Raw genomic sequence first — 23,827 nt, 5'->3', positions numbered from 1 at the left:
CAATTCAAAGGAGACGACCATGCACACATGGACACAATGGGGAGCCGCGACCGCCCTGGCCGCCGCGCTGTGCGGCACCGGCCATGCCCAGATCCTGATCGGCCAGACCGCGGGCTTCTCCGGGCAGGTGGCGGCGGGCGTGAAGGAGACCACCGATGGCGCCCTGCTGCACATCGAGGCCGTCAATGCCAAGGGCGGTGTCCACGGCCAGAAGATCGAGCTGACCTCGCTGGACGACAAGTTCGACCCCAAGCTGGCCGCCGCGAACGCGCGCAAGCTGATCGAGGAGAACAACGTGTCCGCGCTGTTCCTCACGCGCGGCACGCCCCACACCGAAGCCATCATCCCCCTGCTGGAGAAGCATGGCGTGGCGCTGGTGGGCCCGTCCACGGGCGCGATGGTGCTGCACCAGCCGGTGCGCAAGTACATCTTCAACGTGCGCGCCACCTACCAGCGCGAGGCGGAAAAGGCCATGACCCACCTGGCCTCCATGGGCATTTCGCGCATCGCCGTGGTGTACGCGGACGACAGCTTTGGCGCCGACGGCGTGGCCGGCGCCCAGAAGGGCCTGGCGGCCGCCAAGCTCACGCCCGTGGTGCTGGAAAAGTTCGACCGCGCCAAGCCCGATTTCGCGCCCATCGCGGCCAAGGTGGCCAAGGCCGATACCCAGGCCGTGCTGATGATCGCCTCGGGTTCGGCCGTGGTGGACGCGGGCAACGCGCTGCGCGGCGCGGGCTCGGCCGCGCAGATCGTGACGCTGTCCAACAACGCCTCGGGCGGCTTCATCAAGAGCCTGGGGAACAACGCGCGCGGCGTGATCGTGACGCAGGTGTATCCCAATGAGCGCGCGGTGACCTATGCCATGGTGAAGGAGGCCCAGGAACTCGCGCGGGCCAAGGGCCTCACCGAGATCACGCCCGCCATGCTGGAGGGTTTTGCCGCGGCCAAGGTGCTGGTGGAAGGGCTCAGGCGCGCCGGCCCCAAGCCCAGCCGCGAAAAGATCCATGCGGCGCTCGAGAGCATCCGGAAGCTGGACCTGGGCGGCCTGGAGGTCTCCTATGGCCCGGACGACCACACGGGCCTGGACTTCGCGGACTTGTCCATCATCGGCACCGACGGCAAGTTCCGCCGCTGAGGTGTTGTGAAATACCCGCAAACCCGGGAAGAAATTGTTGACAAATCAGTGAAAACACCCCCTGGCCGCTACGCACTTCTACGGATGCCCTGCGGTGCCCAGTCCCTAAACTCGGGCACCTCAATGAAGAGAGGAGCACCATGACAGTCCCTGGCACCCTTGCGAAATGCGCCGCCGCGCTGCTCACCCTGGCGTTCGGCGCGGCCCAGGTCCACGCGCAGATCCTCATCGGCCAGACGGTGGGCATCACCGGCTCCGCCGCCGCCACGGTGGCCGAATCCATGCGGGGTGCCGCCCTCTACCTCGACCACGTCAACAGCAAGGGCGGCGTGGGCGGCCAGAAGGTGGAGGTCGTGTCGATGGACGACAAGTTCGACCCCAAGCTGACGCTGGAGAACACCCGCGCCCTCATCGAGGAAAAAGGCGTGATCGGGCTGTTCATGACGCGCGGCACGCCCCACACCCAGGGGATCATTCCGCTGCTGGAACAGCATGCCGTGCCGCTGGTGGGCCCCTCCACGGGCGCCATCGCGCTGCACCAGCCGGTGAACAAGTACATCTTCAACGTGCGCGCCCCCTACCAGCGCGAAGTGGAAAAGGCCATCACCCACCTCAACACCCTGGGCATCAAGCGCATCGGCGTGGTGCATGTGGACGACACCTTTGGCGCCGACGGCCTGGCGGGCGCGCAGTCCGGGTTCAAGGCCAACCAGCTGGAAGCCCTCTTCGTCGAGAAGTTCGACCGCGCCAAGCCCGACTACAGCGCCATCGCCCCGCGCGTGGCACAGAAGGAGCCCCAGGCCATCATCTTCATCGGCACGGGCGCGGCCGTGGTGGACGGCATCAAGGCGCTGCGCGCCGCCGGCGCGACCGGGCAGATCGTGACGCTGTCCAACAATGCCTCGGGCGGCTTCGTCAAGGCGCTGGGCGAGCAGGCCCGGGGCGTGGTGGTCACGCAGGTGTTCCCGTCGGAGCGGTCCTTGAACTACGCGGTGATCAAGGAGGCCATGGACCTGGTGCGCGCCAGGAACCTGGGCGAGCTGACCCCCGCCATGGTGGAAGGCTTCGTGAGCGCCAAGGTGCTCGTGGAAGGCCTGAAGCGCGCGGGCGCCAAGCCGGACCGCGCCAGGCTGCAGGCCGGGCTGGAGAGCATCCGGAAATGGGACCTGGGCGGGCTGGAACTGAGCTACAGCGCCACGGACCACAGCGGGCTGGATTTCTCCGACCTGTCCATCATCGGAAGCGACGGCCGCTTCAAGCGCTGAGCGAGGCCCCCGCAAAAGAAAAAAGCCCGAAGCCAGTGGCTTCGGGCTTTTTCATGGAGGCCCGCAGGGCCCCGGGGCACGCACCCCGCGCTCCGGGGCCGCCATGGACTCAGCGCATCACTGCGCGCTGGCGGCCGAAGCCGGCGCCGACGCGGGCGCAGCCGCCGCCGGCGCGCTGGCCGCAGGCTCGGGCGCATGCACGGCATCGGCGCCGTGCTTCTCGCCGCCCATGTCGGCCTTGTCGCCCGCCTTGATGATCACGTACATCGACAACGCGGCGAACAGGACGAAACCAACAACAATCTTCCACATATCAATATCTCCTTGGATGGGTTTGTTCAATCAAGGGGCCTGGAGCGCGGCGTTGTAGGTTGTACTGGTGCAGCACAAGCCCCTTGATGGAACACAGGGCCCGACCCTTGCGGGGCGGGCCCTGCACACCGATCAGAAACGGTCAGTCGTTGGCGTAGATGTCAACGTCCTTGGTTTCCTTGACGAACAGGCCGCCGATCACCACGGTGGCGCCCGCGATGATGATGGGGTACCACAGGCCGTTGTACATGTTGCCGGTCTGGGCCACGATGGCGAATGCCGTGGTGGGCAGCAGGCCGCCGAACCAGCCGTTACCGATGTGGTACGGCAGGGACATCGACGTGTAGCGGATGCGGGTCGGGAACATTTCCACCAGCATGGCGGCGATGGGGCCGTACACCATGGTCACCAGCAGCACCAGGTAGGTCAGGATGACCGTGACCATGACCTTGTCGATGCGGGCGGGATCGGCCTTGGTGGGGTAGCCGGCGGCCTTCAGCGCATCGGCCACGGCCTTCTTGAACTCGCCGTCCTTCTTCTTGGCTTCGTCAGCGGGCAGGCCCTTGCTGGAGTACGAGGTGATGACCGTCTCGCCGATCTTGATCGAGGCGGGCGTGCCGGCGGCGGACGTGGCGTTCTCATAGCTCACCGAAGCGCCAGCCAGAACCTGCTTGGCGATGTCGCACGAGCTGGTGAACTTGGAGGTGCCGGTGGGGTTGAACTGGAACGAGCATTCCTTGGGGTCTGCCGTCACGATCACCTGGTTCTTGGCCTGTGCTTCGGCCAGGGCGGGGTTGGCCGCCTTGGTCAGCGCGCCGAACACGGGGAAGTACGTCAGCGCGGCCAGCAGGCAGCCCGCCAGGATGATGGGCTTGCGGCCGATCTTGTCCGACAGCGCGCCGAACACGATGAAGAACGGCGTGCCGATCAAGAGCGACACGGCCACGAAGATGTTGGCGGTGGCGCCATCGACCTTCAGCGCCTGCGTCAGGAAGAACAGCGCATAGAACTGGCCCGAGTACCACACCACGGCCTGGCCGGCGGTCAGGCCCACCAGCGCCAGGATAACGATCTTCAGGTTCTTCCACTGGCCGAAAGACTCGGTCAGCGGCGCCTTGGAGGTCTTGCCTTCGGCCTTCATCTTCTGGAAGGCGGGGGATTCGTTCATCGACAAGCGGATCCAGACCGAGATGGCCAGGAGCAGGATCGACACGATGAACGGGATGCGCCAGCCCCAGTCGGCGAAGGCTTCCTCGCCCATGGCCGTGCGGGTGCCCAGGATCACCATCAGCGACAGGAACAGGCCCAGCGTGGCCGTGGTCTGGATCCAGGCCGTGTAGGCGCCGCGCTTGCCGTGCGGGGCATGCTCGGCCACGTAGGTGGCCGCGCCGCCGTACTCACCGCCCAGCGCCAGGCCTTGCAGCAGGCGCAGTGCGATCAGGATGACGGGAGCCGCCACGCCGATCGATGCATACGTGGGCAGGATACCCACGATGAAGGTCGACAGGCCCATGATCAGGATGGTGACCAGGAACGTGTACTTGCGCCCGATCATGTCGCCCAGGCGGCCGAAGAAGATGGCGCCGAAGGGGCGGACGATGAAGCCCGCGGCAAACGCCAGCAGCGCGAAGATGAACGCCGAGCCGGCATCCAGGCCGCTGAAGAACTGCTTGGCGATGATGGCCGCGAGCGAGCCGTACAGATAAAAGTCGTACCACTCGAAAACGGTGCCGAGGGACGACGCGAAGATGACCTTCCTCTCTTCGGGCGACATCGGCCGCGGTGCGGGATGAACGGTTGCCATGGTGTGTGTCTCCTGTTGGTTGTTCAGACCGCGCTGCGGCGGGCTGCACGCATTCTTGGAGATGGCACTGACCACGCTCTGACGCGAAACCAACACGAGCTTTCACCAAACTGACCGCTCTCTGACAACTTAGGGTGAAACCCGCAGCGCCCCTTTCAGCATCCGGAAATCGCTCACACCTTGCCGGGTAAACCCGATGGGAGCTGGCTGACAGCATCCCAGCCCGGACCGTCGAACCACGCGTCGCCGTCGAGGTACGCACGCAGCATCGGCAGGCCGTCGAGGCCCCAGAACAGCTTGCCGTCCACCTCGAACGCCGGCACGCCAAAAACGCCCGCCGCCTGCGCGGCTTCGGTGTTGGCGCGCAGCAGGGCCTTGGGGCCATCGCTGGCCGCATCCTCGCCGGGCCGCAGCTGGTCCGCGAGTTGCGTGGCCAGATCGGCCAGGCGCGCCGGGTCGAGCGCATCGTGCCCGCCCTGCCACACATGGCGCAGCACCGTGCCGGCCACGAAGCGGTTGATGTGGCCGTCGTCGCTGCAGGCCAGCGCCGTGCGCAGCAGGGGCAGCGGGTTGAACGGATGGCGCGCGGGCATCTGCAGCGGCGTGCCCTGCGCGTGGCCCAGCCAGGTCACATGGCGGTAGGTCCAGTCGCGCTTGGGGGCGATGCCCGCCGGCCCGGGGTTGGCATGCTGCTGCAGCAGCGCACCCAGCAGCACGGGCTGGTAGGCCACGCTGTAGCTCAGCCCCTGCAGCGCCTCGGGCAGGCGCTCGAAGGCCAGCCAGGCGTAGGGGGACACGAAGTCCAGGTAAAAGGTGATGCGCTTCACGGCGATGTCTCCTGTGCCTTCTGCGGGGCGGCCGGGATGCCAGCGCGGCCCAGCAGCTGCGCCCAGATGCCCCGGCGCAAACTGGCGTCGGCACGCGACCAGATGCGGATCTCGTCGAGCGTGCGAAAGCAGCCTTCGCAATGGCTGCGGTCGGGCGACATGCGGCACACCGAGATGCACGGCGAGGGCACGGGCTCCATGCTCTGGGCATCAAAATGGCCGCTAGCGCCCAACTGGTGGGCGCGATCAGCTAGCAAATCAATAGCGTTCATGCGGCGGGCTGCACGCTGGCGTCCACGGGCGCCTGCACCACGTCGACCACGGGCGCCCCGGTCAGGCGCTGCAGGTCGCCCGGATGCAGCGCAAACACGCTGTGCGGGTGCCCGGCCGCGGCCCACACCACGTCAAAGCGCAGCAGGTCCTGGTCGATCAGCGTGACGGGCGGCGTGGCATGCGCCACGGGCGACACGCCGCCGATGGAAAAACCGGTGCGCGACTTCACGAACTCGGCGTCCGCCCGGCCGATCTTGCCGCCCACGTGGGCCTCGACCTTTTTCTCGTCCACGCGCCGGTCGCCCGACGTGACCACGAGCACGGCCACGTCGTCGCTCTTGCGCCGGAAGATGATGCTCTTGGCCACCTGCCCCACGAGGATGCCCAGCGCATCGGCCGCCTGCTGCGCGGTGCGCGCGGCGTCGTCGAGCATCTGCGGCATGTGGGGATGGCCCTGCGATTGCAGCGCCGCGGCCACGCGCTGCACGCCGTCCGGCAAATTCTTCAGTTCAGCTCCGCACACGGTAGTTTTCTCCTGCGCCGGGGGCGCTATCCCGCGCGTTTGGTTAGCAGTGCATTCGCTGCGCGGGAATTGGGTTTACGGTTCAGGAAGCCACTGATGTAGGCCCCCGCATCGATGAGCTTATCAAGATCGATGCCGGTCTCGATGCCCATGCCGTGCAGCATGTAGACCACGTCTTCCGTCGCCACGTTGCCCGTGGCGCCCTTGGCGTACGGGCAGCCGCCCAGGCCCGCCACGGAGGACTGGTAGTTCCACACCCCCAGCTCCAGCGCGGCCAGCGTGTTGGACAACGCCTGACCGTAGGTGTCGTGGAAGTGGCCCGACACATCGTCGATGCCGAAATGCTTCAGCGTCGCTTCCAGCGCGCGCTGCACCTTGCGCGGCGTGCCCACGCCGATGGTGTCGGCCACGTCCACGCGCTGCACGCCGATGCCCTGGAACAGGCCGGCAAGATACTCCACGCGCCCGGGGGCGATCTCGCCCTCGTACGGGCAGCCCACGGTGCAGCTCATCGCACCGCGCACGCCGATGCCGGCCGCCAGCGCCGCCTCGACCACGGGCGCGAAGCGCTCGATGCTCTCGGCGATGGAGCAGTTGATGTTCTTCTGGCTGAAGGCCTCGCTGGCCGAGCCGAAGACCACGATCTCGTCGGGCCGGTCCGCCACCGCGGCTTCATAGCCCTTGAGGTTGGGCGTGAGCACCGAGTAGCGCACGCCGGCCACGCGGTTCACGCCCTGCATCACCTCGTGGTTGTCGGCCATCTGCGGCACCCACTTGGGGCTCACGTAGCTCGTGACCTCGATCTCTTTGAGGCCCGCGTCCTGCAGGCGGTGCACCAGGGCGATCTTGACGTCGGCGGGCACGGGCGATTTTTCGTTCTGCAGCCCGTCGCGCGGACCGACATCGATGAGTTTGACGCGAGAAGGAATGCTCATGGCGGCTACCTGAAAGAAAGGGAAACGGGAAACAGGCCGGACCCTGGCGGCGGCAGCGCCCGGGCGGCGCCGCTGCAGCCCGGGCACCACGGCCGGGAACAGGCCTTCTATTGTCCGGGCTTCGCGGGGTCGGCACCACCCCATATCCTGCCAGACCCTTCCCCGCTCCTGCCATTGCGGCGCCGGCGTCCGAGGCCTCAGCGTGCAGCCCCCTCCTCCATCTCCTGGCGCAGCAGCGCCACCATCTGCACCGCCGCCAGCGACAGGCGCCGCCCGCGCAGCGTGACCAGGCCGATGGGCCGGCGCAGCGAGGGCAGCTTGAGCGGGCGGGCCACCACCTCGGGCCGGCGCACGACCTGCGCGGCCAGCTCGGGCAGCGCGCTCACGCCCAGCTGCGCGGCCACCATGGCCGCGATGGTGGCCAGGTGTTCCACCTCGTAGCGCGGCGCAAAGCGGATGCGGTGCGTGAGCAGCGCCTCGTCGGCGTACTGGCGCACGCTGGTGCCGGCGGGCATGGAGATATGCGGCAGGTCCGCCACGTCGGCCCAGCCCAGGGCTCCGCGGCCGCGCGCCAGCGGGTGGGCGCGGGCCAGCAGCAGCACGAAGCGGTCGGACGACAGCGGGGTGTAGTCGAGGTCGGCATACGCCGGGTTGGCGGCGGTGAGCGCGAAGTCCACGCGCCCTGCGCGCACCATGTCGAACGCCGGGCCCGCCAGGCTGTCGAACAGCTCCAGGTGCACGCCCGGGTGCCCCGCCGCAAAGCGCGCGAACGCGCGCGGCACCACGCCCGCCGCCAGCGACGGCAGCGCCGCCAGCGCCAGCCGCCCCACCTGCACCTGCGCCACGGCCTGCACGCGGCGCACCGTCTCATCCATCTGGTGGCGCAGAAAGCGGGCCTGCTCGGCAAACACCTCGCCCGCCTGCGTGAGCTGCACCGTGCGCGTGGTGCGGTCGAACAGCCGGGCGCCCAGCATCTCTTCGAGCCGCGCGAGCGTGCCCGACACCGCCGACTGCGACAGGTGCATCTGCAGCGCGGTGCGCCGAAAGCTCAGCGTGTCGGCCAGCGCCAGGAACACATCGACCTCGCGGGCCGACCAATTGATCTTCATGGCCGATCAGTCTATCGAAAAATACGTCTGGACCGCGCAATGCCGCCTGCCTAGACTGCACCGCAAGACAACACAAGGAGACACCAGCATGGACATCAGTTCGCCGCGCAATGCACGCACGGTGGTCGTGGGCGGGGGCACCATGGGCGCCGACGTAGCCGTGGTCCTGGCCCGCGGCGGCGCCCGGGTCACGGTGGTGGACCCGCACACCGCACGGCGCGACCTGCTCTTGCCGCACATTGCCGCAGAGCTCGACGCCGCCGGACTGGCCACGAGCGCGGGCCCGGTGGAGGTGTGCGCCAGCCTGCAGGACGTGGCCTGGGACGGCGTGGTGCTGGTGGTCGAATGCATCACCGAGCAGCTGGCCGCCAAGCAGCAGCTGTTTGCCGAGCTGGAAGCCATCGCCCCGGCCAGCGCGGTACTGGCCAGCAACAGCTCGGGTTTTCCGATCAGCGCCATCGCACAGGGCCTGCCCACCGCGCGGCGCATGCTGGGCCTGCACTTCTTCATGCCGGCGCACCTGGTGCCGCTGGTGGAAGTGGTGCTGGGCGAGCGCAGCGACCCCACGCTGGGCCAGTGGCTGCACGGCTTCATGCGCCGCTGCGGCAGCGTGCCGGTGCTGGTGAAGAAGGACAAGCCGGGCTTTCTGGCCAACCGCATGCAGCACGCGCTGTCGCGCGAGGCGTTTGCGCTCATCGACGAAGGCATCGCGTCGCCCGAAGACGTGGACGCCGCCGTGCGCTTTGGCTTCGGCTTTCGCTTCCTGGCGGCGGGGCCGGTGCTGCAGCGCGACCACGCGGGCATCGAGGTGCACTGCGCGGCCGCGGCCACCATGTATCCCACGCTTTCCAACACCGACGTGCCCGCCCAGGCGCTGCGCGACCGCGTGGCCAAGGGCGAGCTGGGCATGAAGACCGGCAAGGGCTTCTTCGACTGGCCCGAGGACCGCAAACGCGCCGAGCGCACCCGCTACGACACGCTGCTGCGCCAGGGCCTGGCCCTGCTGGCCAGCGAGCTACCTGCCATCGAGCCCGCCAGCACACACACCACGCCGGGAGCCACGCCATGAGCGCCACCAGCCAATGGCCTGACCCGCTGATCGTCACCGTGGCGCCCAACGGTGCCTACAAGCTGCCGAGCGACCACCCCGCCGTGCCGACCACGCCGGCCACGCTGGCCGCCACCGCCAAGGCCTGCCTGGATGCGGGCGCGGCCATGATCCACATGCACATCCGCGACGCCCAGGGCCGCCACAGCCTGGACGTGGAAGGCTACCGCGAAGCCCGGCGCGTGGTGCACCAAGCCGTGGGCGATGCCATGGTGGTGCAGGTCACGAGCGAAGCGGCAGGCGTGTACCGCGCCCCGGCGCAGATCGCGATGGTCGAGGCGCTGCAGCCCGAGGCCGTGTCCATCGGCCTGCGCGAGATCGACCAGCCCGAGATCGGCGAGGCGGGGCTGCAGCGCTTCTTCACCGGCCTGGTGCAGCGCCGCTGCATGGTGCAGGTCATCCTGTACGACGTGGCCGACCTGCGCCGCTGGCAGGCGCTGCGCGCCAGCGGCGTGGTGCCGGATGCGCCGTGGTTTTTGCTGTTCGTGCTGGGCCGCTACAGCGCGGGCCAGACATCGAGCCCGCGCGACCTGCTGCCCTTCCTGGCCGCCCACGACGGTCCCGAGCCCTGGGCCGTGTGCGCGTTCGGCGCGGCCGAGAACACCTGCATCACCGCCGCCGCGGTCTTTGGCGGGCATGCCCGCGTGGGGTTCGAGAACAACCTGCTGCGCAAGGACGGCAGCACCGCGCCGAACAACGCCGCCCTGGTGCGCCAGGCGGTCGAGGCCGCGGCAGCGCTGGGGCGGCCGCTGGCCACGGCGCGGGACATCCGCCAGCGCTTCGGCGCGGGCTGAGCCCCTTGCACGCCTCTGCATTTCCCCAACACCCCATCAACCCCATCAGCCCGCGCCAGACGGGCCTTCATCCATCCGCAGGAGACACCATGCAACAACACCCTACCGCCCTCGCCCCGCAGGCACTCCGGGCCACGCGACGCACGGCCATCCGCCTGGCGCTTGCCGTGCCCGCCACCTGGGCCCTGGCCCTGGGCATGGCAGGCCACGCCGTGGCCCAGACGGCCCCGGCCGCCTTCCCCACCAAGACCATTCGCTTCGTGGTGCCCTACCCGCCCGGAGGCCCCACCGACCTGATGGCGCGCATGCTGCAGCCCGAGCTGCAAAGCCGCCTGGGCGTGACCGTGGTGGTGGACAACAAGGGCGGCGCGGGCGGCAACTCCGGCAGCGCCGAGGTGGCCAAGCAGGCGCCCGCCGACGGCCACACCCTGCTGCTGGCCGCCAGCGGCCCGATGGCGGTGAACCCGTCGCTGTACGCCAGCATGCCGTTCAACCCACTGACCGACCTGGTGCCCGTGGTGCAGCTGTCGGCCTTTCCGCTGGTGCTGGAAGTGCACCCCTCGCTGGGCGTGAAGACCTTGCCGGAACTCATCGCCATGGCCAAGGCGGGCAAGCCGGTGCTGAGCTTTGCATCGGCCGGCAACGGCACGCCGCAGCACCTGGCGGGTGAGCTGTTCAACACCACCGCCCACGTGAAGATGGGCCACATTCCGTACCGCGGCGCGGGCCCCGCGCTCAACGACTTGCTGGGCGGCCAGGTGAACGTGATGTTCGACATCGTGGGCAGCTCGCTGCCGCACCTCCAGTCGGGCAAGCTCATCCCGCTGGCGGTCACGTCGGCCGAGCGCGCCAAGGTGCTGCCCAACGTTCCCACCATGGCCGAAGCGGGCGTGCCGGGCTACCAGATCACCGGCTGGCACGGCATCGCCGTGCGCGCGGGTACGCCGCAGGCCGCCGTGGACAAGCTCAACGCCACGGTGAATGCGATCTTCAAGGAACCCGCCTTCCGCGCCAAGTGGGAGGCCATCGGCACGCCGGTGGTGGCGGGCACGGCGGCAGACTTCGGCGCGCTGATCAAGGCCGACGCGCAGCGCCTGGGCAAGCTGGTGCGCGATGCGGGCGTGACGATGGATTGACGGGCTGCCAGCCAGGGGCTCAGGGCGGTGGGGCCGCGGCCCTCGGGCGCAGGCGCAGCAACAGCCAGCCCGCCGCCATGCCCACGGCACCGAACAGCAGCATCACGACGCCGATGAAGCTCCTGATCGTGGTGGAGCTGCTGATCTCGGCCTGCGCGGGGTCCTTGGCGGGATAACGCACCGTGACCGCCTCGCCGACCTTGTGCACCGCCTGAAGCTGGCGCGCCACCGAGTCCGTGAAACGCAGGGTTCGCCCGTCGCCCGCCACGAATTCCACGATGCTCTTCCGGGCGAGCGCCTTGCGGTGGGAGGGGCCGACAAAGGTCTCCTCATGCGCCACCACGCGGCCCTGGGCGGTGAGCGTGCCGCCCAGCAGGCTCATGCCCGAGGCCAGCAGCCACGCCGCGCCCAGCGCGGTCAGGGCACCGGGCACCAGCAGGAACCAGCCCAGGAAGCCAAGCAAGCCGCGAAAGGTTGACGTGTTCATGCCCCCATTTTCAACGCTGGAGACACCGCCGGCCAGCGGCCTCAGTACCCACGCCCGGGGTTCACCACGCCAGCGACCGCCTCGCCCCGCTGCAGCGCGGCCATCTTGCGCGCGATCTGGGCAATGCTCTCCTCGCGCAGCGTGCGCGCCGAGGTGTGGGGGGTGACGGTGATGCGCGGGTGGCTCCAGAACGCGTGGCCCGCGGGCAGCGGCTCGGTGCGGAACACATCGAGCGTGGCGCCGGCCACGTGGCCGCTGCCGATGGCCGCCAGCAGGTCTTCGTCCACGAGGTGCGCGCCGCGCGCCACGTTGATGACGTAGGCGCCCGGCAGCAGGCGGCCCAGCGTTTCCTTGTTGATGACATTGGCCGTGTCGGGCGTGAGCGGCAGCAGGTTGACCAGCACGCGGCTGGCCGCCAGGAAGTCGTGGAACTGCTCCGCGCCACTGAAGGCGCGCACCCCTTCGATGGCCTTGGGGCTGCGGCTCCAGCCGTTGACCGGGAACTCGAACTGCGCCAGCGCCTTGGCCACGCGCTCGCCCAGCACGCCCAGGCCCATCACGCCAATGGGGTAGTCGCCACGCAGGCGCGGCTTGCGGTAGCCCCAGCGCCCTGCCGTCATGTCGGCCTCGTAGCCGTCGAACTCGCGAAAGTGGCGGATGACCGCATGGCACACGTACTCGGCCATCTGCACGGCCATGCCCGCATCGTCGAGCCGCACCACCAGCGCACCGGGCGGCAGGCGCAGCTTGAGCAGCGCATCCACGCCCGCCCCGATATTGAACAGCGCCTTGAGGCCTGGCTGCTCGTCCATGAACTGCTGGGGCGGCGCCCAGACCACGGCGTAGCCGGCCTGCGGCGCACCGGGCTGCCACACGGAAATATCAGCGCCGGGCAATGCGGCGGAAAGCCCCTGGAGCCAGGGGTCGGCCTTGGTGTCGGTACAGCAGAAGGTGATTTTCATGGCGCCCAAGCGTAACGGCATTGCCCCCCGCGCGCTGTCGCATGCGGGGTGCCCTGCGGCCGCCTACGCCTTTTCGGCCACCACCAGCTTGAGCAGCTCCGCGCCTTCGGTCACCTGGTCGCCCGGGGCGTACAGCAGCTCCTGCACCACGCCGTCTGCGGGCGCGGCAATGGTGTGCTCCATCTTCATGGCTTCCATCACCGCCAGCGGCTGGCCCTTGGTGACGGCATCGCCCGCCTTGACGGCAAAAGACACCACCTTGCCGGGCATGGGGGCCGTGAGGCGCCCGCCTTCGGCCGCTGCCTCGCCCGCATGGGCCAGCAGGTCGATGGCGGTGATCTGCGTCGCGCCGCGCGGGGTGAACACATGGTCCACCTCGCCCTGGGCGTACACCGCAGCGCGGGTGCGCTGGCCTGCGAACTGCAGTTCGATGGCGCCGCCTTGTTCCGCGAATTCCAGCGGCCCTGCCACGGCCGCATCGCCCTCGCCAACCGCCAGGTGCAGCGCGCCGTCACGTTCGTAGGTAAGCCAGGCCTTGGCGTGCTCGCCGCCAAACTCGAACTCGAAGCGGCGGCGCGTGAGCGCGTGGGAATGAAAACCGTCGCGGCGGCTGAAGGGGTCCACGCCTTCGCTGGCGCGTTCATGCAGCACCGTCTGCGCCACGGCGGCTGCGGCGGCCAGGGGCAGGCCCACCGGCTCCTGGTGGAACAGCACCGCCTGCTCGCGCGGGATCAGCGCGGTGTCAAGCTGCGCGTTCGCAAACGCACCGGTGCGCGCCACGCGGCGCAGGAACTGCACGTTGGTCGCCAGGCCCACGATGTGCGTCTGCGCCAGGGCCTCGTCCAGCCGCGCCAGCGCCTGCTCGCGCGTGTCGCCGTGCACGATGAGCTTGGCCACCATGGAGTCGTAGAACGGGCTGATCGCATCGCCCTGGCGCACGCCGGAGTCCACGCGCACCGCGCCCCGCTCGAAGGTCACGCACTCGGGCAGCGCGTACACGTTGAGCGCGCCGGTGGCGGGCAGGAAGTTGTTGTCGGGGTTCTCGGCGCAGATGCGCGCTTCGATCGCATGGCCGGTGATGCGCAGCGCGTCCTGTGTCAAAGGCAGCGGCTCGCCAGACGCCACGCGCAGTTGCCACTCCACCAGATCGAGCCCCGTGATGGCCTCGGTCACCGGGTGCTCCACCTGCAGGCGGGTGTTCATTTCCATGAAGTAGAACTTCATCTGGTCGGGCCGCTCGTAGCCGCCCGGCTGCTCCACGATGAACTCCACCGTGCCCGCGCCCACGTAGTTCACGGCCTTGGCAGCGGCCACGGCGGCTTCGCCCATCTGCGCGCGCAGTTCCGGCGTCATGCCGGGGGCGGGGGCTTCTTCCAGCACCTTCTGGTGGCGGCGCTGCACGGAGCAGTCGCGCTCGAACAGGTAGACGCAGTTGCCGTGCGTGTCGCCAAACACCTGGATCTCGATGTGGCGGGGGCGCTGCACGTATTTTTCGACCAGCACCGCGTCGTCGCCAAAGCTGTTGATGGCCTCGCGCTTGCACGATTCGAGCGCGGCGGCGAAGTCCCCGCTCTTGTCCACCGCGCGCATGCCCTTGCCGCCGCCGCCCGCGCTGGCCTTGATGAGCACGGGGTAGCCGATGCGGTCGGCCTCGCGCTGCAGCAGCGCCGGGTCCTGGTCACTGCCGTGGTAGCCGGGCACCAGGGGCACGCCGGCCTTTTCCATGAGCTGCTTGGACTCGGCCTTGAGGCCCATGTCCTTGATGGCCGAGGGTGGCGGGCCGATGAAGACCAGGCCTGCGGCCGCGCAGGCGTGGGCGAAGTCCTCGTTCTCGGACAGGAAGCCGTAGCCGGGGTGGATGGCCTGTGCGCCCGTGGCCTGGGCGGCCTCGATGATGCGCTCCCAGCGCAGGTAGCTGTCCTTGGGCGCGCTGCCGCCGATGTGCACGGCCTCGTCGCACACGGCCACGTGCTTGGCCTTGGCGTCGGCATCGGAGTACACCGCAACGGTCTTCACGCCCAGGCGCTTGGCCGTAGCGGCGACCCGGCAGGCGATCTCGCCACGATTGGCAATCAGAATCTTTTTGAACATTTTTAAGCCACCTTGGCAGAACCAGAAAAGAAAGAAGACAAGCGCCGCACCACGGCGCGCAGAAACTTGAACAGCACCACCAGGAGCAACACCGACACGGCCACCATCAGCACCAGTGCGATGCCGAAGGCCACCGGGTGCTGCGTGGCCAGCCACACCACGGCCACCACCAGGCCGTCTTCGAAAAACGACAGCAGCCAGTTGGAAAACGGCTCGGGCGAGGTGTTGGCCGCTGCGCGCGTGGTCATCTTGGTGGCCATGGACGTGGCGGCCAGCGACCCGCCCAGCAAACCGGCCACCACGCCCATGGTGGCGTTGTCGGCACCGAACACGCCCGCGGCCAGCAGGGCGCCGCCGGGCACGCGGATGACGGTGTGCACGGCGTCCCAGGCGCTGTCGATCCACGGGACCTTGTCCGCAAAAAATTCGACCAGCATCAGGCCGCCCGCCACCAGCAGCACCAGCGGGTTCTGCAGCACGTGCAGACCGGGGGGCAAGGGCATCCAGCCCATGGCACCCATGCCGCCGACGAGGAACACGACCGCGTACAGCCGAAAGCCGCTGGCCCAGCCCAGCGCGGCGGCCAGCGCCAGCAGGCTGGGCATGTCGAGCCGCGCGGTGGCCGTGGCCGCTGCGTCACCCACGGCGCGCGCCGTGCCGCCATCCACATGCAGCCCCAGCGTGTGGAGCCACTGCACGATGTTAAGCCAGAGGGTGTCCATGTCAGTAGGTCTCCCCGACACTGTGAAAGATCGCTGGCCGCGACAACTGGCGCGCCCCAGGCCAGGGACGCCGAGCAAGGGCCGCCCCGCAGCGAGGGCGTCGTCCACCTGCCCGGTGCGCGCAGCGCAACGAGAGCGGGGGGAAGGCGCGCAGCGCCTCAGGGGGGTGTCTCATATCAGCCAGTTCGGCTTGCGCTTGTTCAGGAAGGACTGCACGCCCTCCTTGCCCTCGTCGCTGGCGCGGATGTCGGCAATGCCCTGCACGGTGGCGGCGATCAGGCCCGCGTTGATTTCCCGCTCGGCCACATCCATCACCAGCTTCTTGCATACGCGCACGGCGTTGGGACTGGCGCTGGTCAGGGCTTTCAGCAGTTCGTCCACCTTGGCGTCGAGTTGGTCGGCCGCCACCACCTCGTGCACGAAGCCGATGCGCAGCGCCTCGGCCGCGCCGAAGCGCTCGGCCGTCAGGAAATAGCGGTGCGCGGCGCGCGCCCCCATGGCACGGATCACATAGGGGCTGATGGTGGCGGGGATGAGGCCCAGCTTCACCTCGCTGAGACAAAAGCCCGCCGTGTCCACCGCCACCGCCATGTCGCACGCGGCCACCAGGCCCATGCCGCCCGCGTACACATCGCCCTGCACGCGGGCGATGGTGGGCTTCTCGCATGCGTAGATCACGCGCAGCATCTCGGCCAGCTTGCCGGCGTCGGTGATGTTTTCGTCGCGCGTGTAGTCGGCCATGCGGCGCATCCAGTTCAGGTTGGCGCCCGCGCAGAACGCGGGCCCTTCTGCGGCCAGCACCACGGCGCGCACATCGGCACGCCCGCCCACCTCCATGAAGGCGGCGGTGATCTCGGCGATGACTTCGTCGCTGAAGGCATTGCGGATCTCGGGCTGCGTGAGCGTGATGCGCGCCACGGCGCCGGTGTGGGTGATGGACAGGTTCTGGCTCATGGCTTGGGCGGGTTTTGCAGGAAGTAGACAAGGTCCAGCTCGGGGCTGGACTGGCCCAGGGCGGTCAATGCGGCGGTGATCTGGCCCCGGTGGTGCGTGCCGTGGTTGAACACATGCGCCAGCGTGGCCGCGAACGGCAGCGATGCCGCCGTGCCGCGCATGGTGGTGTAGTCCAGCGTACCGTCCCAGCGGCCTGGGGCGAACGAAGCGATCAGCGGTGCCCAGCGGGCCGCGCCCTCGCGCAGGCGGGCATCCAGCCGCGCGCGGTCGCTTTCCAGTTCGGCGTCCAGCGCCATCTTGGGCGAGGTGCCTTCGGCAAACCGCACGAACCACAGATGGTGTTCGCCCACCAGCAGGTGGTTGAGCGTGCCGTGGATGCTCTTGAAGAACAGGCCCACATCGCGCCGGTAGGCCTCTTCAGGCAGCGCCCGCACGGCATCGAGCAGGCGCGCCGTGGCCCACACGTTGTAGCGTGCGAGCTGGGTGAAGTGGGCGACGGCGTCCATGGCGGCTCCCGGCACGGTCACATGCGGAACAGGCCGAACCTGGTGTCTTCGATGGGCGCATTGCGCGTGGCCGCCAGGCCCAGCGCCAGCACGCGGCGGGTGTCGGCCGGGTCGATCACGCCGTCGTCCCACAGGCGGGCAGTGGCGTAGTAGGGGTGGCCCTGGTCTTCGTACTGGCGGCGGATGGGTGCCTTGAAGGCTTCTTCTTCCTCCATGCTCCACTGGCCGCCCTTGCCCTCGATGCCATCGCGCTTGACGGTGGCGAGCACGCCGGCCGCCTGCTCGCCGCCCATCACGCTGATGCGCGCGTTGGGCCACATCCACAGGAAGCGGGGCGAGTACGCGCGGCCGCACATGCCGTAGTTGCCGGCGCCAAAGCTGCCGCCGATGATGATGGTGAACTTGGGCACGCTGGCCGTGGCCACGGCCGTGACCATCTTGGCGCCGTTGCGCGCGATGCCTTCGTTCTCGTACTTGCGCCCGACCATGAAGCCGGTGATGTTCTGCAGGAACACCAGCGGGATCTTGCGCTGGCAGCACAGCTCGATGAAATGCGCGCCCTTCAGGGCCGACTCGGAAAACAGGATGCCGTTGTTGGCGATGATGCCGACCATCATGCCTTCGATGCGCGCGAAGCCCGTGACCAGCGTGGTGCCATAGCGCGCCTTGAACTCGTCGAACTCGCTGCCATCGACGATGCGGGCAATGATCTCGCGCACGTCGAAGGGCTTGCGTGTGTCGACGGGGATCACGCCGTAGAGCTCTTCAGCTACAAATTTAGGAGCTACTGGCGCTTGATCGGCGGGCGCTGGAGCCTTGTTTTTGTTCAGATTTCGCACCGCATTGCGCGCCAGTTGCAGCGCATGCAGGTCGTTTTGCGCCAGGTGGTCGGCCACGCCCGACAGGCGCGTGTGCACGTCGCCACCGCCCAGGTCCTCGGCCGTGACGACCTCGCCCGTGGCGGCCTTGACCAGCGGCGGGCCGCCCAGGAAGATGGTGCCCTGGTTCTTGACGATGATGGACTCGTCGCTCATCGCCGGCACGTAGGCGCCGCCCGCCGTGCAGCTGCCCATGACCACGGCGATCTGCGAGATGCCCATGGCGCTCATGTTGGCCTGGTTGAAGAAGATGCGGCCGAAGTGGTCGCGGTCCGGAAAGACCTCGTCCTGGTTGGGCAGGTTGGCGCCGCCGGAGTCCACCAGGTAGATGCAGGTAAGGTGGTTCTGCTGCGCCACTTCCTGCGCGCGCAGGTGCTTCTTGACGGTGAGCGGGTAGTAGGTGCCACCCTTCACCGTGGCGTCGTTGCACACGATCATGCAGTCCACGCCGCTCACGCGGCCGATGCCGGCAATCAGCCCCGAACTGGGCGCATCGTTGTTGTACATGTTGAGCGCGGCCAGCGGGGCCAGCTCCAGAAACGGCGTGCCCGGGTCCAGCAGCATCTGCACGCGCTCGCGCGGCAGCAGCTTGCCGCGCGCGGTGTGCTTGGCGCGGGCCGCCTCGCCGCCGCCCTGGGCGACCTTGTCGAGCTGGGCGCGCAGGTCGTCCACCAGCGTGCGCATGGCCGCGGCATTGGCCAGGAAGTCCGCCGAGCGGGCGTTGAGTTGGGTGTCGAGAATGGTCATGCTGTGTTGCTTCTTGTGTGTTTCACGCGGTCTTGGCTTCGACCAAACCGAGCTGATCCTTCATCTCATCGCGGATCTTGAACTTCTGGATCTTGCCCGTCACCGTCATCGGGAAGCTGGTGACGAAGCGGATGTAGCGCGGCACCTTGTAGTGCGCGATCTGGCCCTTGCAGAAGGCGCGGATGTCGTCTTCGGTGGGCTTCGTGCCCGGCTTGGCGATGATCCAGGCGCAGAGCTCCTCGCCATACTTGGCATCGGGCACGCCCACCACCTGCACGTCCTGCACCTGCGGGTGGCGGTACAGGAACTCTTCGATCTCGCGCGGGTAGATGTTCTCGCCGCCACGGATCACCATGTCCTTGATGCGGCCGACGATGTTCACATAGCCCTCGGCGTCCATGGTGGCGAGGTCGCCGGTGTGCATCCAGCCGCCTTCGTCGATGGCTTCGCGGGTCTTGGCATCGTCGCCCCAGTAGCCGTGCATCACCGAATAGCCCTTGGTGCAGAACTCGCCGCGCTGGCCGATGGGCACCACGGCGCCGGTGTCGGGGTCCACGATCTTGACCTCCAGGTGCGGCTGCACCTGGCCCACGGTGGAGACGCGCTTGTCGAGCGGCGTGTCGGTGCTGCTCTGGCAGCTGACCGGGCTGGTCTCGGTCATGCCGTAGGCGATGGTGATTTCGCGCAGGTTCATCTGCTCCACCACGCGCTTCATCACCTCGGTGGGGCAGGGAGAGCCCGCCATGATGCCGGTGCGCAGGGTGGACAGGTCGAACTCGGCGAACCGCGGGTGGTCCAGCTCGGCGATGAACATCGTGGGGACGCCGTGCAGGCCGGTGCAGCGCTCGTCCTGCACCGTCTGCAGCACGGTGAGCGGGTCGAACCCGTCGTTGGGGTACACGATGGTGGCGCCGTGTGTCAGGCACGCCAGGTTGCCCAGCACCATGCCGAAGCAGTGGTACAGCGGCACGGGGATGCACAGGCGGTCCTCGGACGTGAGCTTCATGCATTCGCCGATGAAGAAGCCGTTGTTCAGGATGTTGCGGTGCGTGAGCGTGGCGCCCTTCGGGAAGCCCGTGGTGCCGCTGGTGAACTGGATGTTGATGGGGTCGGTGGCCTTGAGCGTGGCGGCCACCCGGGCCAGGCGCGGGTCGGCCGCATCGCCGCGCGCGATCAGGTCCGAAAAGCGCAGCAGCCCGGGCTCGTCGGCGCCCTGGCCCGCCTCGTCGATCCACACCACCGTGTGCAGGTGGGGCAGCTTCACCGCGCCCAGCTGGCCCGGCTGCTGGTGCTGCCACTGGGGCGCCAGCTCGCGCAGCATGCCCAGGTAGTCGCTGGTCTTGAAGCGCGCCATGGTCACCAGCAGCTTGCAGCCCACCTTGTTCAGGGCGTATTCGACTTCGGACGTGCGGTAGGCCGGGTTGATGTTGACCAGCACCAGGCCCGCCTGCGCGGTGGCCAGCTGCATCAGCACCCATTCGGCGTTGTTGTGCGACCAGATGCCCACGCGGTCGCCGGGCACCAGGCCCTGGCCGAGCAGCGCGCTGGCCAGGCGCTGCGCCTGGACCTGCAGTTCGGCGTAGGTGTAGCGGCGCCCCTGGTGCACGCTGACCAGCGCCTCGCGCCCCGGCTGGCGGGCCACCATGCCGGCAAAGAAGTCGCCGATGGTCTGCTCGATCAGCGGGACGCCGCTGGCGCCACGGGCGTGGCTGCCGGTGAGAGGGGCTGCGGCGGCAAAGGCGGCAGGGGTCGTCGTCATGTTGTGTCTCCTTGCATGGCTCTTCCTCCCGCGTGCGGCGGCGGGGCGGCGATCCGTAAGCATAGAAGCCCTGGTCCGGCCCTGGTTGCCACAAAGGTTGCAAATCGTGCCACGCATCGGGCACACTGCCTTGTGTGAAACCCGTTGCCCCCACCCCCGAGCCGGCTTGGCAGGCCCTGGCCCCCGCCAGCGCACCCGCCGTGACGCCCATGGCCTTCGTGCGGGCGATCGCGCTGGCCTACGAACGCCGGGGCATGGGCCCCGAACGCGCCCTGGCGCAGGCACAGATCGCGCCGGAGCTGCTGCACGATCCCCATGCCCGCATCACCGCCTGGCAGATGGAGCAGATCTCCGATGCCGCCATGCAGGAGCTGGACGACGAGGCCCTGGGCTGGTTCAGCCGGCGCCTGCCCTGGGGCAGCTACGGCATGCTGGCGCGCGCGTCCATCAGCTCGCCCAACCTGCAGGTGGCGCTGGCACGCTGGTGCCGCCACCACGGGCTGCTCGCGGACGATATCGCGCTGCACCTCACGGTCCAGGGCGGCACCGCCACCCTGGGCATCGCCGAAGCACGCGACCTGGGCGCGTTGCGCGAGTTCTGCCTGGTCTCGGTACTGCGCAATGCACACGGGCTGGCCTGCTGGCTGGTGGATTCGCGCATACCGCTGATCGCCGCCGAGTTCGCGTTCGCCGCGCCGCCGCATGCGGACGCGTACGCGGTGCTCTTCCGCGGCCCGGTGGCCTTTGGCGCCCCGCGGACGGCCATCCACTTCGATGCGCGCTACCTCAGCCTGCCCCTGCGGCGCGACGAGCAGGCCCTGCGCCAGATGCTGCAGCACGCCCTGCCCCTGACGGTGCTGCAGTACCGGCGCGACCGGCTGCTGGTGCAGCGCGTGCGCCAGCTGCTGGGCGCCCCCGTGGCCGGGCAACTGGCGCATGCGCTGCCCCAGCACAGCGCCGAATCGCTCGCGGGCCTGCTGCATGTGTCGCCGCGCACGCTGCACCGCCAGCTCAAGGAAGAAGGCGCCACGCTGCAGGGCCTGAAGGACGAGGTGCGCCAAAGCCGCGCCGTGGACCTGCTGCACCGCACGGACCGCCCCATCAAGCAGGTGGCCGAGGCGGCGGGCTTCGTCAACGAGAAGAGCTTCATCCGCGCGTTCCGCGGCTGGACGGGGGATTCGCCGGCGGAGTTCCGGCGCAAGGCGCGCAACGCCGCATGAAGCGTTGCGGCGCTGCGTGACGAGCGTCGCCAGGACGGCACCGGCCAGCGCACTTTCGCCACCCGCCACTACACTGGCGGGCCCGGCCACCACACCGCCATGCCCCCACCGCACCCATGATCCATCTGTACCACTGCGTCAGCGCCCGCTCCTTCCGTCCGTTGTGGATGCTGGAAGAGCTGCGGCTGCCGTACGTGCTGCACATGCTGCCGTTTCCGCCGCGCGCGCACGCCCGCTGGTTCCTGGAAGAGAACCCGCTGGGCACCGTGCCGCTGCTGGTGCAGGGCAAGGCGCCACACCAGGTGCGCATGACCGAATCGGCCGCCATCTGCCAGTACCTGGCCGCCGCGCACCCGGACGCCGGGCTGGACGTGCGCCCCCCCGACCCGGCCTTTGGCGCCTACCTGAACTGGCTGCACCTGGGCGAGGCCACACTCACCTTTCCGCAGACGCTGGTGCTGCGCTATGGGCGTTTCGAACCCGCGGACCGCAAGCAGCCTCAGGTGGTGGAGGACTACAGCCGCTGGTTCCTGGCGCGCCTGCGCGCGGTGGAGGCCGCCGTGGCCCGCAGCGACTACCTGTGCGCGGGCCGCTTCACGGCGGCCGATGTGTCGGTGGGCTATGCGCTGCTGCTGGCCCAGCACCTGGACCTGGAGCCGCAGTTCGGCGAGGCCACGCGCGCCTACTGGCAGCGGCTGCAGCAGCGCCCCGGCTACCAGAGGGCCCTGGCCGCGCAGATCGAAGCGGCCGAGGACCAGGACGTGCCCACCACCCCCGCGCCCGACACGCGGCCCTGAGCCAGGGACGAAAGGCCTGCCCGCGCGGGCTGTCGGCCTACCTGCCCCGCGCCTCTGTCACTGCGACGGCTGCGGCGACCTGGGTGCGCCGTGCAGCAATGACTGCACCAGCGCGCGGAACTCGGGCGAATGCCGCAGCACGCTGCCGCCGGCCTCGATGAGGTCGGTGACCTCTTCGTGGGAGATGGAGAACGCCGTGGGCACCTGCAGCAGGCGCCGCCGCGCCACGTCGTCCGGCGCGTCGCGCAGGTTCACGGGAATCACATGGATCTCGGCATCGGGCGCGAAGGCATCGCCGCTGCCCGTGGAGCCCGCGGCCAGGGCCTGGCGCCACTGCTGGGTGATGTCGCGCAGGAACTCCTGCGTCTCGCGCGTGGCGCGTGCGCCGGTGCCGAACAGCAGCGCATCCACCACCTGGGCCATGTTGGGCACCTGGTCGCTCATGTCGATGTTGACCGACGGGTCGCGCTCCGCGTTCACGGTGATCAGCACCAGCTTGCGGATGGTGGCGGGCGGGATGCCCACCTCGCTGAACGTCTGGCGCAGGCCGCCGCCCGCCAGGGCCCGGTCCAGCAGGCGCTGCACGCCCAGGTTGTCGGCCAGACCGCCGTCCACCAGGTGGATGTAGGGCTTGCGCTGCGCGTCGGTGTAGCTCAGTTCGTGCGCGCGGTACAGCCGGGCACGGTAGTCGCCAGCGGCCGCGGCGCGCGCGCTGGCCGTGGAGCCGGTGCGGCGTTCAGGGCACTGGTCGGCGTAGTTCTTGAGCGTCATCGGGCTGAGCAGCAGCGGCACGGCCGACGAGGACGCCACCGCGAAGGACAGCGGCACCTTGCGCAGGTCCGAGCAGATCAGCGTGAACTGCTCCCAGGTGAACTCGAAGCCCGTGCCCAGCGACATGTCGGTGGCGGTGATGAACAGTTGCGGGTGGCGCGGGCGCCGCTCCACATCGCCGAAGGTCAGCCCGCCGTACAGGTCGTCCAGCCGCCGCGCGAGCAGGTGGGTGCGGCCCAGCCAGGGCGAGGTCAGGTCCACCAGGTTGCCGGGCCGCAGGGCCTGGGTGATGAGGCTGTTCTGGAAGTTCTGCCGCAGGAAGTCGTGCTCGAACCGGGGCAGCCCCTCGATGCCATGCGCCGCGAAGTAGGCGGCAACAATGCTGCCGCCCGACACGCCGCTCACCACGTCCGTGGCGTCCAGCAGGGTGGTGTCCCGCCCGTTCCAGCGAAAGCGGGTCTGCTGCATCTCGGTCAGCACGCCGAAGCCGAAGGCCGCCGCGCGCGCGCCGCCGCCCGAAAGCGTCACGGCCACCAGGATGGTGGGGTCGCGCTCGGACTTGCGCACGGGGATGTCCCGGTCTTCGGGCGGCAGCGGCTCGTTGATCCAGGGGCGCACCGACGAGCAGCCCATGAGAACGCCGAGGGCCGCGAGCGCGGCGCAGTTGCGTAGCCACCGTGGCAGCTGGCTGCTGTGCTTGGGCATGGCGTGT

Annotated in this window: 23 protein-coding genes; 7 read left to right on the top strand and 16 right to left on the bottom strand. The window is 69.1% G+C overall.

Annotated features, from left to right (window positions below):
• Positions 1 to 19: 19 nt before the first annotated feature.
• Positions 20 to 1,135 carry an ABC transporter substrate-binding protein gene (locus AC1RCS_RS10710; protein ID WP_218296259.1) on the top strand — a complete coding sequence of 372 codons (1,116 nt, stop codon included), beginning with the start codon at positions 20 to 22 and terminating at the stop codon, positions 1,133 to 1,135.
• A gap of 140 nt (positions 1,136 to 1,275) precedes the next feature.
• On the top strand, positions 1,276 to 2,400 hold the full coding sequence (locus tag AC1RCS_RS10705) for an ABC transporter substrate-binding protein (protein ID WP_369643464.1): 1,125 nt from the start codon (positions 1,276 to 1,278) through the stop codon (positions 2,398 to 2,400).
• Between the two features lie 117 nt (positions 2,401 to 2,517).
• Here AC1RCS_RS10705 and AC1RCS_RS10700 read toward each other — a convergent pair whose 3' ends face one another.
• The 7 genes from AC1RCS_RS10700 to AC1RCS_RS10670 all read right to left on the bottom strand — a co-directional run bounded on the left by AC1RCS_RS10700 (position 2,518) and on the right by AC1RCS_RS10670 (position 8,183).
• Positions 2,518 to 2,712: a hypothetical protein gene (locus AC1RCS_RS10700; protein ID WP_218296261.1), complete on the bottom strand. Its 195-nt coding sequence runs from the start codon at positions 2,710 to 2,712 to the stop codon at positions 2,518 to 2,520.
• A gap of 142 nt (positions 2,713 to 2,854) precedes the next feature.
• On the bottom strand, positions 2,855 to 4,516 hold the full coding sequence (locus AC1RCS_RS10695) for an MFS transporter (protein WP_218296262.1): 1,662 nt from the start codon (positions 4,514 to 4,516) through the stop codon (positions 2,855 to 2,857).
• Between the two features lie 173 nt (positions 4,517 to 4,689).
• Entirely contained in the window at positions 4,690 to 5,343 is a 654-nt protein-coding gene (locus AC1RCS_RS10690; RefSeq protein ID WP_492244673.1) for a 2-hydroxychromene-2-carboxylate isomerase, read from the bottom strand.
• Entirely contained in the window at positions 5,340 to 5,615 is a 276-nt protein-coding gene (locus AC1RCS_RS10685; RefSeq protein ID WP_492244674.1) for a DUF1289 domain-containing protein, read from the bottom strand. Before AC1RCS_RS10685 ends, AC1RCS_RS10690 begins: the two co-directional genes overlap by 4 nt.
• Positions 5,612 to 6,139 carry a YbaK/EbsC family protein gene (locus AC1RCS_RS10680; protein WP_492244675.1) on the bottom strand — a complete coding sequence of 176 codons (528 nt, stop codon included), beginning with the start codon at positions 6,137 to 6,139 and terminating at the stop codon, positions 5,612 to 5,614. The genes AC1RCS_RS10685 and AC1RCS_RS10680 overlap by 4 nt, the downstream gene beginning before the upstream one ends.
• 26 nt (positions 6,140 to 6,165) lie before the next feature.
• On the bottom strand, positions 6,166 to 7,074 hold the full coding sequence (locus AC1RCS_RS10675) for a hydroxymethylglutaryl-CoA lyase (RefSeq protein ID WP_492244676.1): 909 nt from the start codon (positions 7,072 to 7,074) through the stop codon (positions 6,166 to 6,168).
• 197 nt (positions 7,075 to 7,271) lie between these two features.
• Positions 7,272 to 8,183 (bottom strand): LysR family transcriptional regulator, encoded by a 912-nt coding sequence (locus AC1RCS_RS10670; protein ID WP_218296267.1) that lies wholly within the window; start codon positions 8,181 to 8,183, stop codon positions 7,272 to 7,274.
• A gap of 88 nt (positions 8,184 to 8,271) precedes the next feature.
• On the opposite strand from AC1RCS_RS10670, the gene AC1RCS_RS10665 reads away from it, so the two are divergent.
• The 3 genes from AC1RCS_RS10665 to AC1RCS_RS10655 all read left to right on the top strand — a co-directional run bounded on the left by AC1RCS_RS10665 (position 8,272) and on the right by AC1RCS_RS10655 (position 11,221).
• Positions 8,272 to 9,252 carry a 3-hydroxyacyl-CoA dehydrogenase family protein gene (locus AC1RCS_RS10665; protein ID WP_218339882.1) on the top strand — a complete coding sequence of 327 codons (981 nt, stop codon included), beginning with the start codon at positions 8,272 to 8,274 and terminating at the stop codon, positions 9,250 to 9,252.
• A complete protein-coding gene (locus AC1RCS_RS10660; RefSeq protein ID WP_492244677.1) occupies positions 9,249 to 10,085 on the top strand; it encodes a beta-keto acid cleavage family enzyme in 837 nt (278 codons plus the stop codon). The genes AC1RCS_RS10665 and AC1RCS_RS10660 overlap by 4 nt, the downstream gene beginning before the upstream one ends.
• Positions 10,086 to 10,174: 89 nt before the next feature.
• Positions 10,175 to 11,221, top strand: coding sequence for a Bug family tripartite tricarboxylate transporter substrate binding protein (locus AC1RCS_RS10655; RefSeq protein WP_492244678.1), 1,047 nt, complete (start codon positions 10,175 to 10,177; stop codon positions 11,219 to 11,221).
• Between the two features lie 19 nt (positions 11,222 to 11,240).
• Here AC1RCS_RS10655 and AC1RCS_RS10650 read toward each other — a convergent pair whose 3' ends face one another.
• The 8 genes from AC1RCS_RS10650 to AC1RCS_RS10615 all read right to left on the bottom strand — a co-directional run bounded on the left by AC1RCS_RS10650 (position 11,241) and on the right by AC1RCS_RS10615 (position 20,327).
• Positions 11,241 to 11,708, bottom strand: coding sequence for a DUF3592 domain-containing protein (locus tag AC1RCS_RS10650; protein ID WP_218296271.1), 468 nt, complete (start codon positions 11,706 to 11,708; stop codon positions 11,241 to 11,243).
• Between the two features lie 41 nt (positions 11,709 to 11,749).
• Positions 11,750 to 12,670: a 2-hydroxyacid dehydrogenase gene (locus AC1RCS_RS10645; RefSeq protein ID WP_492244679.1), complete on the bottom strand. Its 921-nt coding sequence runs from the start codon at positions 12,668 to 12,670 to the stop codon at positions 11,750 to 11,752.
• Between the two features lie 63 nt (positions 12,671 to 12,733).
• Positions 12,734 to 14,761 carry an acetyl/propionyl/methylcrotonyl-CoA carboxylase subunit alpha gene (locus tag AC1RCS_RS10640; RefSeq protein ID WP_492244680.1) on the bottom strand — a complete coding sequence of 676 codons (2,028 nt, stop codon included), beginning with the start codon at positions 14,759 to 14,761 and terminating at the stop codon, positions 12,734 to 12,736.
• A 2-nt stretch (positions 14,762 to 14,763) separates the two neighbouring features.
• Positions 14,764 to 15,483, bottom strand: coding sequence for a DUF4126 domain-containing protein (locus AC1RCS_RS10635; protein WP_369643473.1), 720 nt, complete (start codon positions 15,481 to 15,483; stop codon positions 14,764 to 14,766).
• A 171-nt stretch (positions 15,484 to 15,654) separates the two neighbouring features.
• Complete coding sequence (locus tag AC1RCS_RS10630; RefSeq protein ID WP_492244681.1) at positions 15,655 to 16,437, bottom strand: enoyl-CoA hydratase/isomerase family protein; 783 nt, start codon at positions 16,435 to 16,437, stop codon at positions 15,655 to 15,657.
• On the bottom strand, positions 16,434 to 16,943 hold the full coding sequence (locus tag AC1RCS_RS10625) for a DinB family protein (RefSeq protein ID WP_218339893.1): 510 nt from the start codon (positions 16,941 to 16,943) through the stop codon (positions 16,434 to 16,436). Before AC1RCS_RS10625 ends, AC1RCS_RS10630 begins: the two co-directional genes overlap by 4 nt.
• A 17-nt stretch (positions 16,944 to 16,960) precedes the next feature.
• The gene (locus AC1RCS_RS10620) at positions 16,961 to 18,568 is read right to left on the bottom strand and encodes a carboxyl transferase domain-containing protein (RefSeq protein ID WP_369643475.1); all 1,608 of its coding nucleotides are present in this window, start codon (positions 18,566 to 18,568) and stop codon (positions 16,961 to 16,963) included.
• 22 nt (positions 18,569 to 18,590) lie between these two features.
• The gene (locus tag AC1RCS_RS10615) at positions 18,591 to 20,327 is read right to left on the bottom strand and encodes an AMP-binding protein (protein WP_492244682.1); all 1,737 of its coding nucleotides are present in this window, start codon (positions 20,325 to 20,327) and stop codon (positions 18,591 to 18,593) included.
• A gap of 209 nt (positions 20,328 to 20,536) precedes the next feature.
• On the opposite strand from AC1RCS_RS10615, the gene AC1RCS_RS10610 reads away from it, so the two are divergent.
• Positions 20,537 to 21,547 carry an AraC family transcriptional regulator gene (locus AC1RCS_RS10610; RefSeq protein WP_255594798.1) on the top strand — a complete coding sequence of 337 codons (1,011 nt, stop codon included), beginning with the start codon at positions 20,537 to 20,539 and terminating at the stop codon, positions 21,545 to 21,547.
• A 116-nt stretch (positions 21,548 to 21,663) separates the two neighbouring features.
• Positions 21,664 to 22,344, top strand: coding sequence for a glutathione S-transferase family protein (locus AC1RCS_RS10605; RefSeq protein ID WP_218339899.1), 681 nt, complete (start codon positions 21,664 to 21,666; stop codon positions 22,342 to 22,344).
• 57 nt (positions 22,345 to 22,401) lie between these two features.
• On the opposite strand, the gene AC1RCS_RS10600 is transcribed toward AC1RCS_RS10605, so the two are convergent.
• Complete coding sequence (locus tag AC1RCS_RS10600) at positions 22,402 to 23,820, bottom strand: patatin-like phospholipase family protein (protein ID WP_218296281.1); 1,419 nt, start codon at positions 23,818 to 23,820, stop codon at positions 22,402 to 22,404.
• Positions 23,821 to 23,827: the final 7 nt, after the last annotated feature.

Source organism: Acidovorax sp. GW823-FHT01C06 (assembly GCF_058798375.1).
This window is presented reverse-complemented; position numbering and strand designations above follow the sequence as displayed.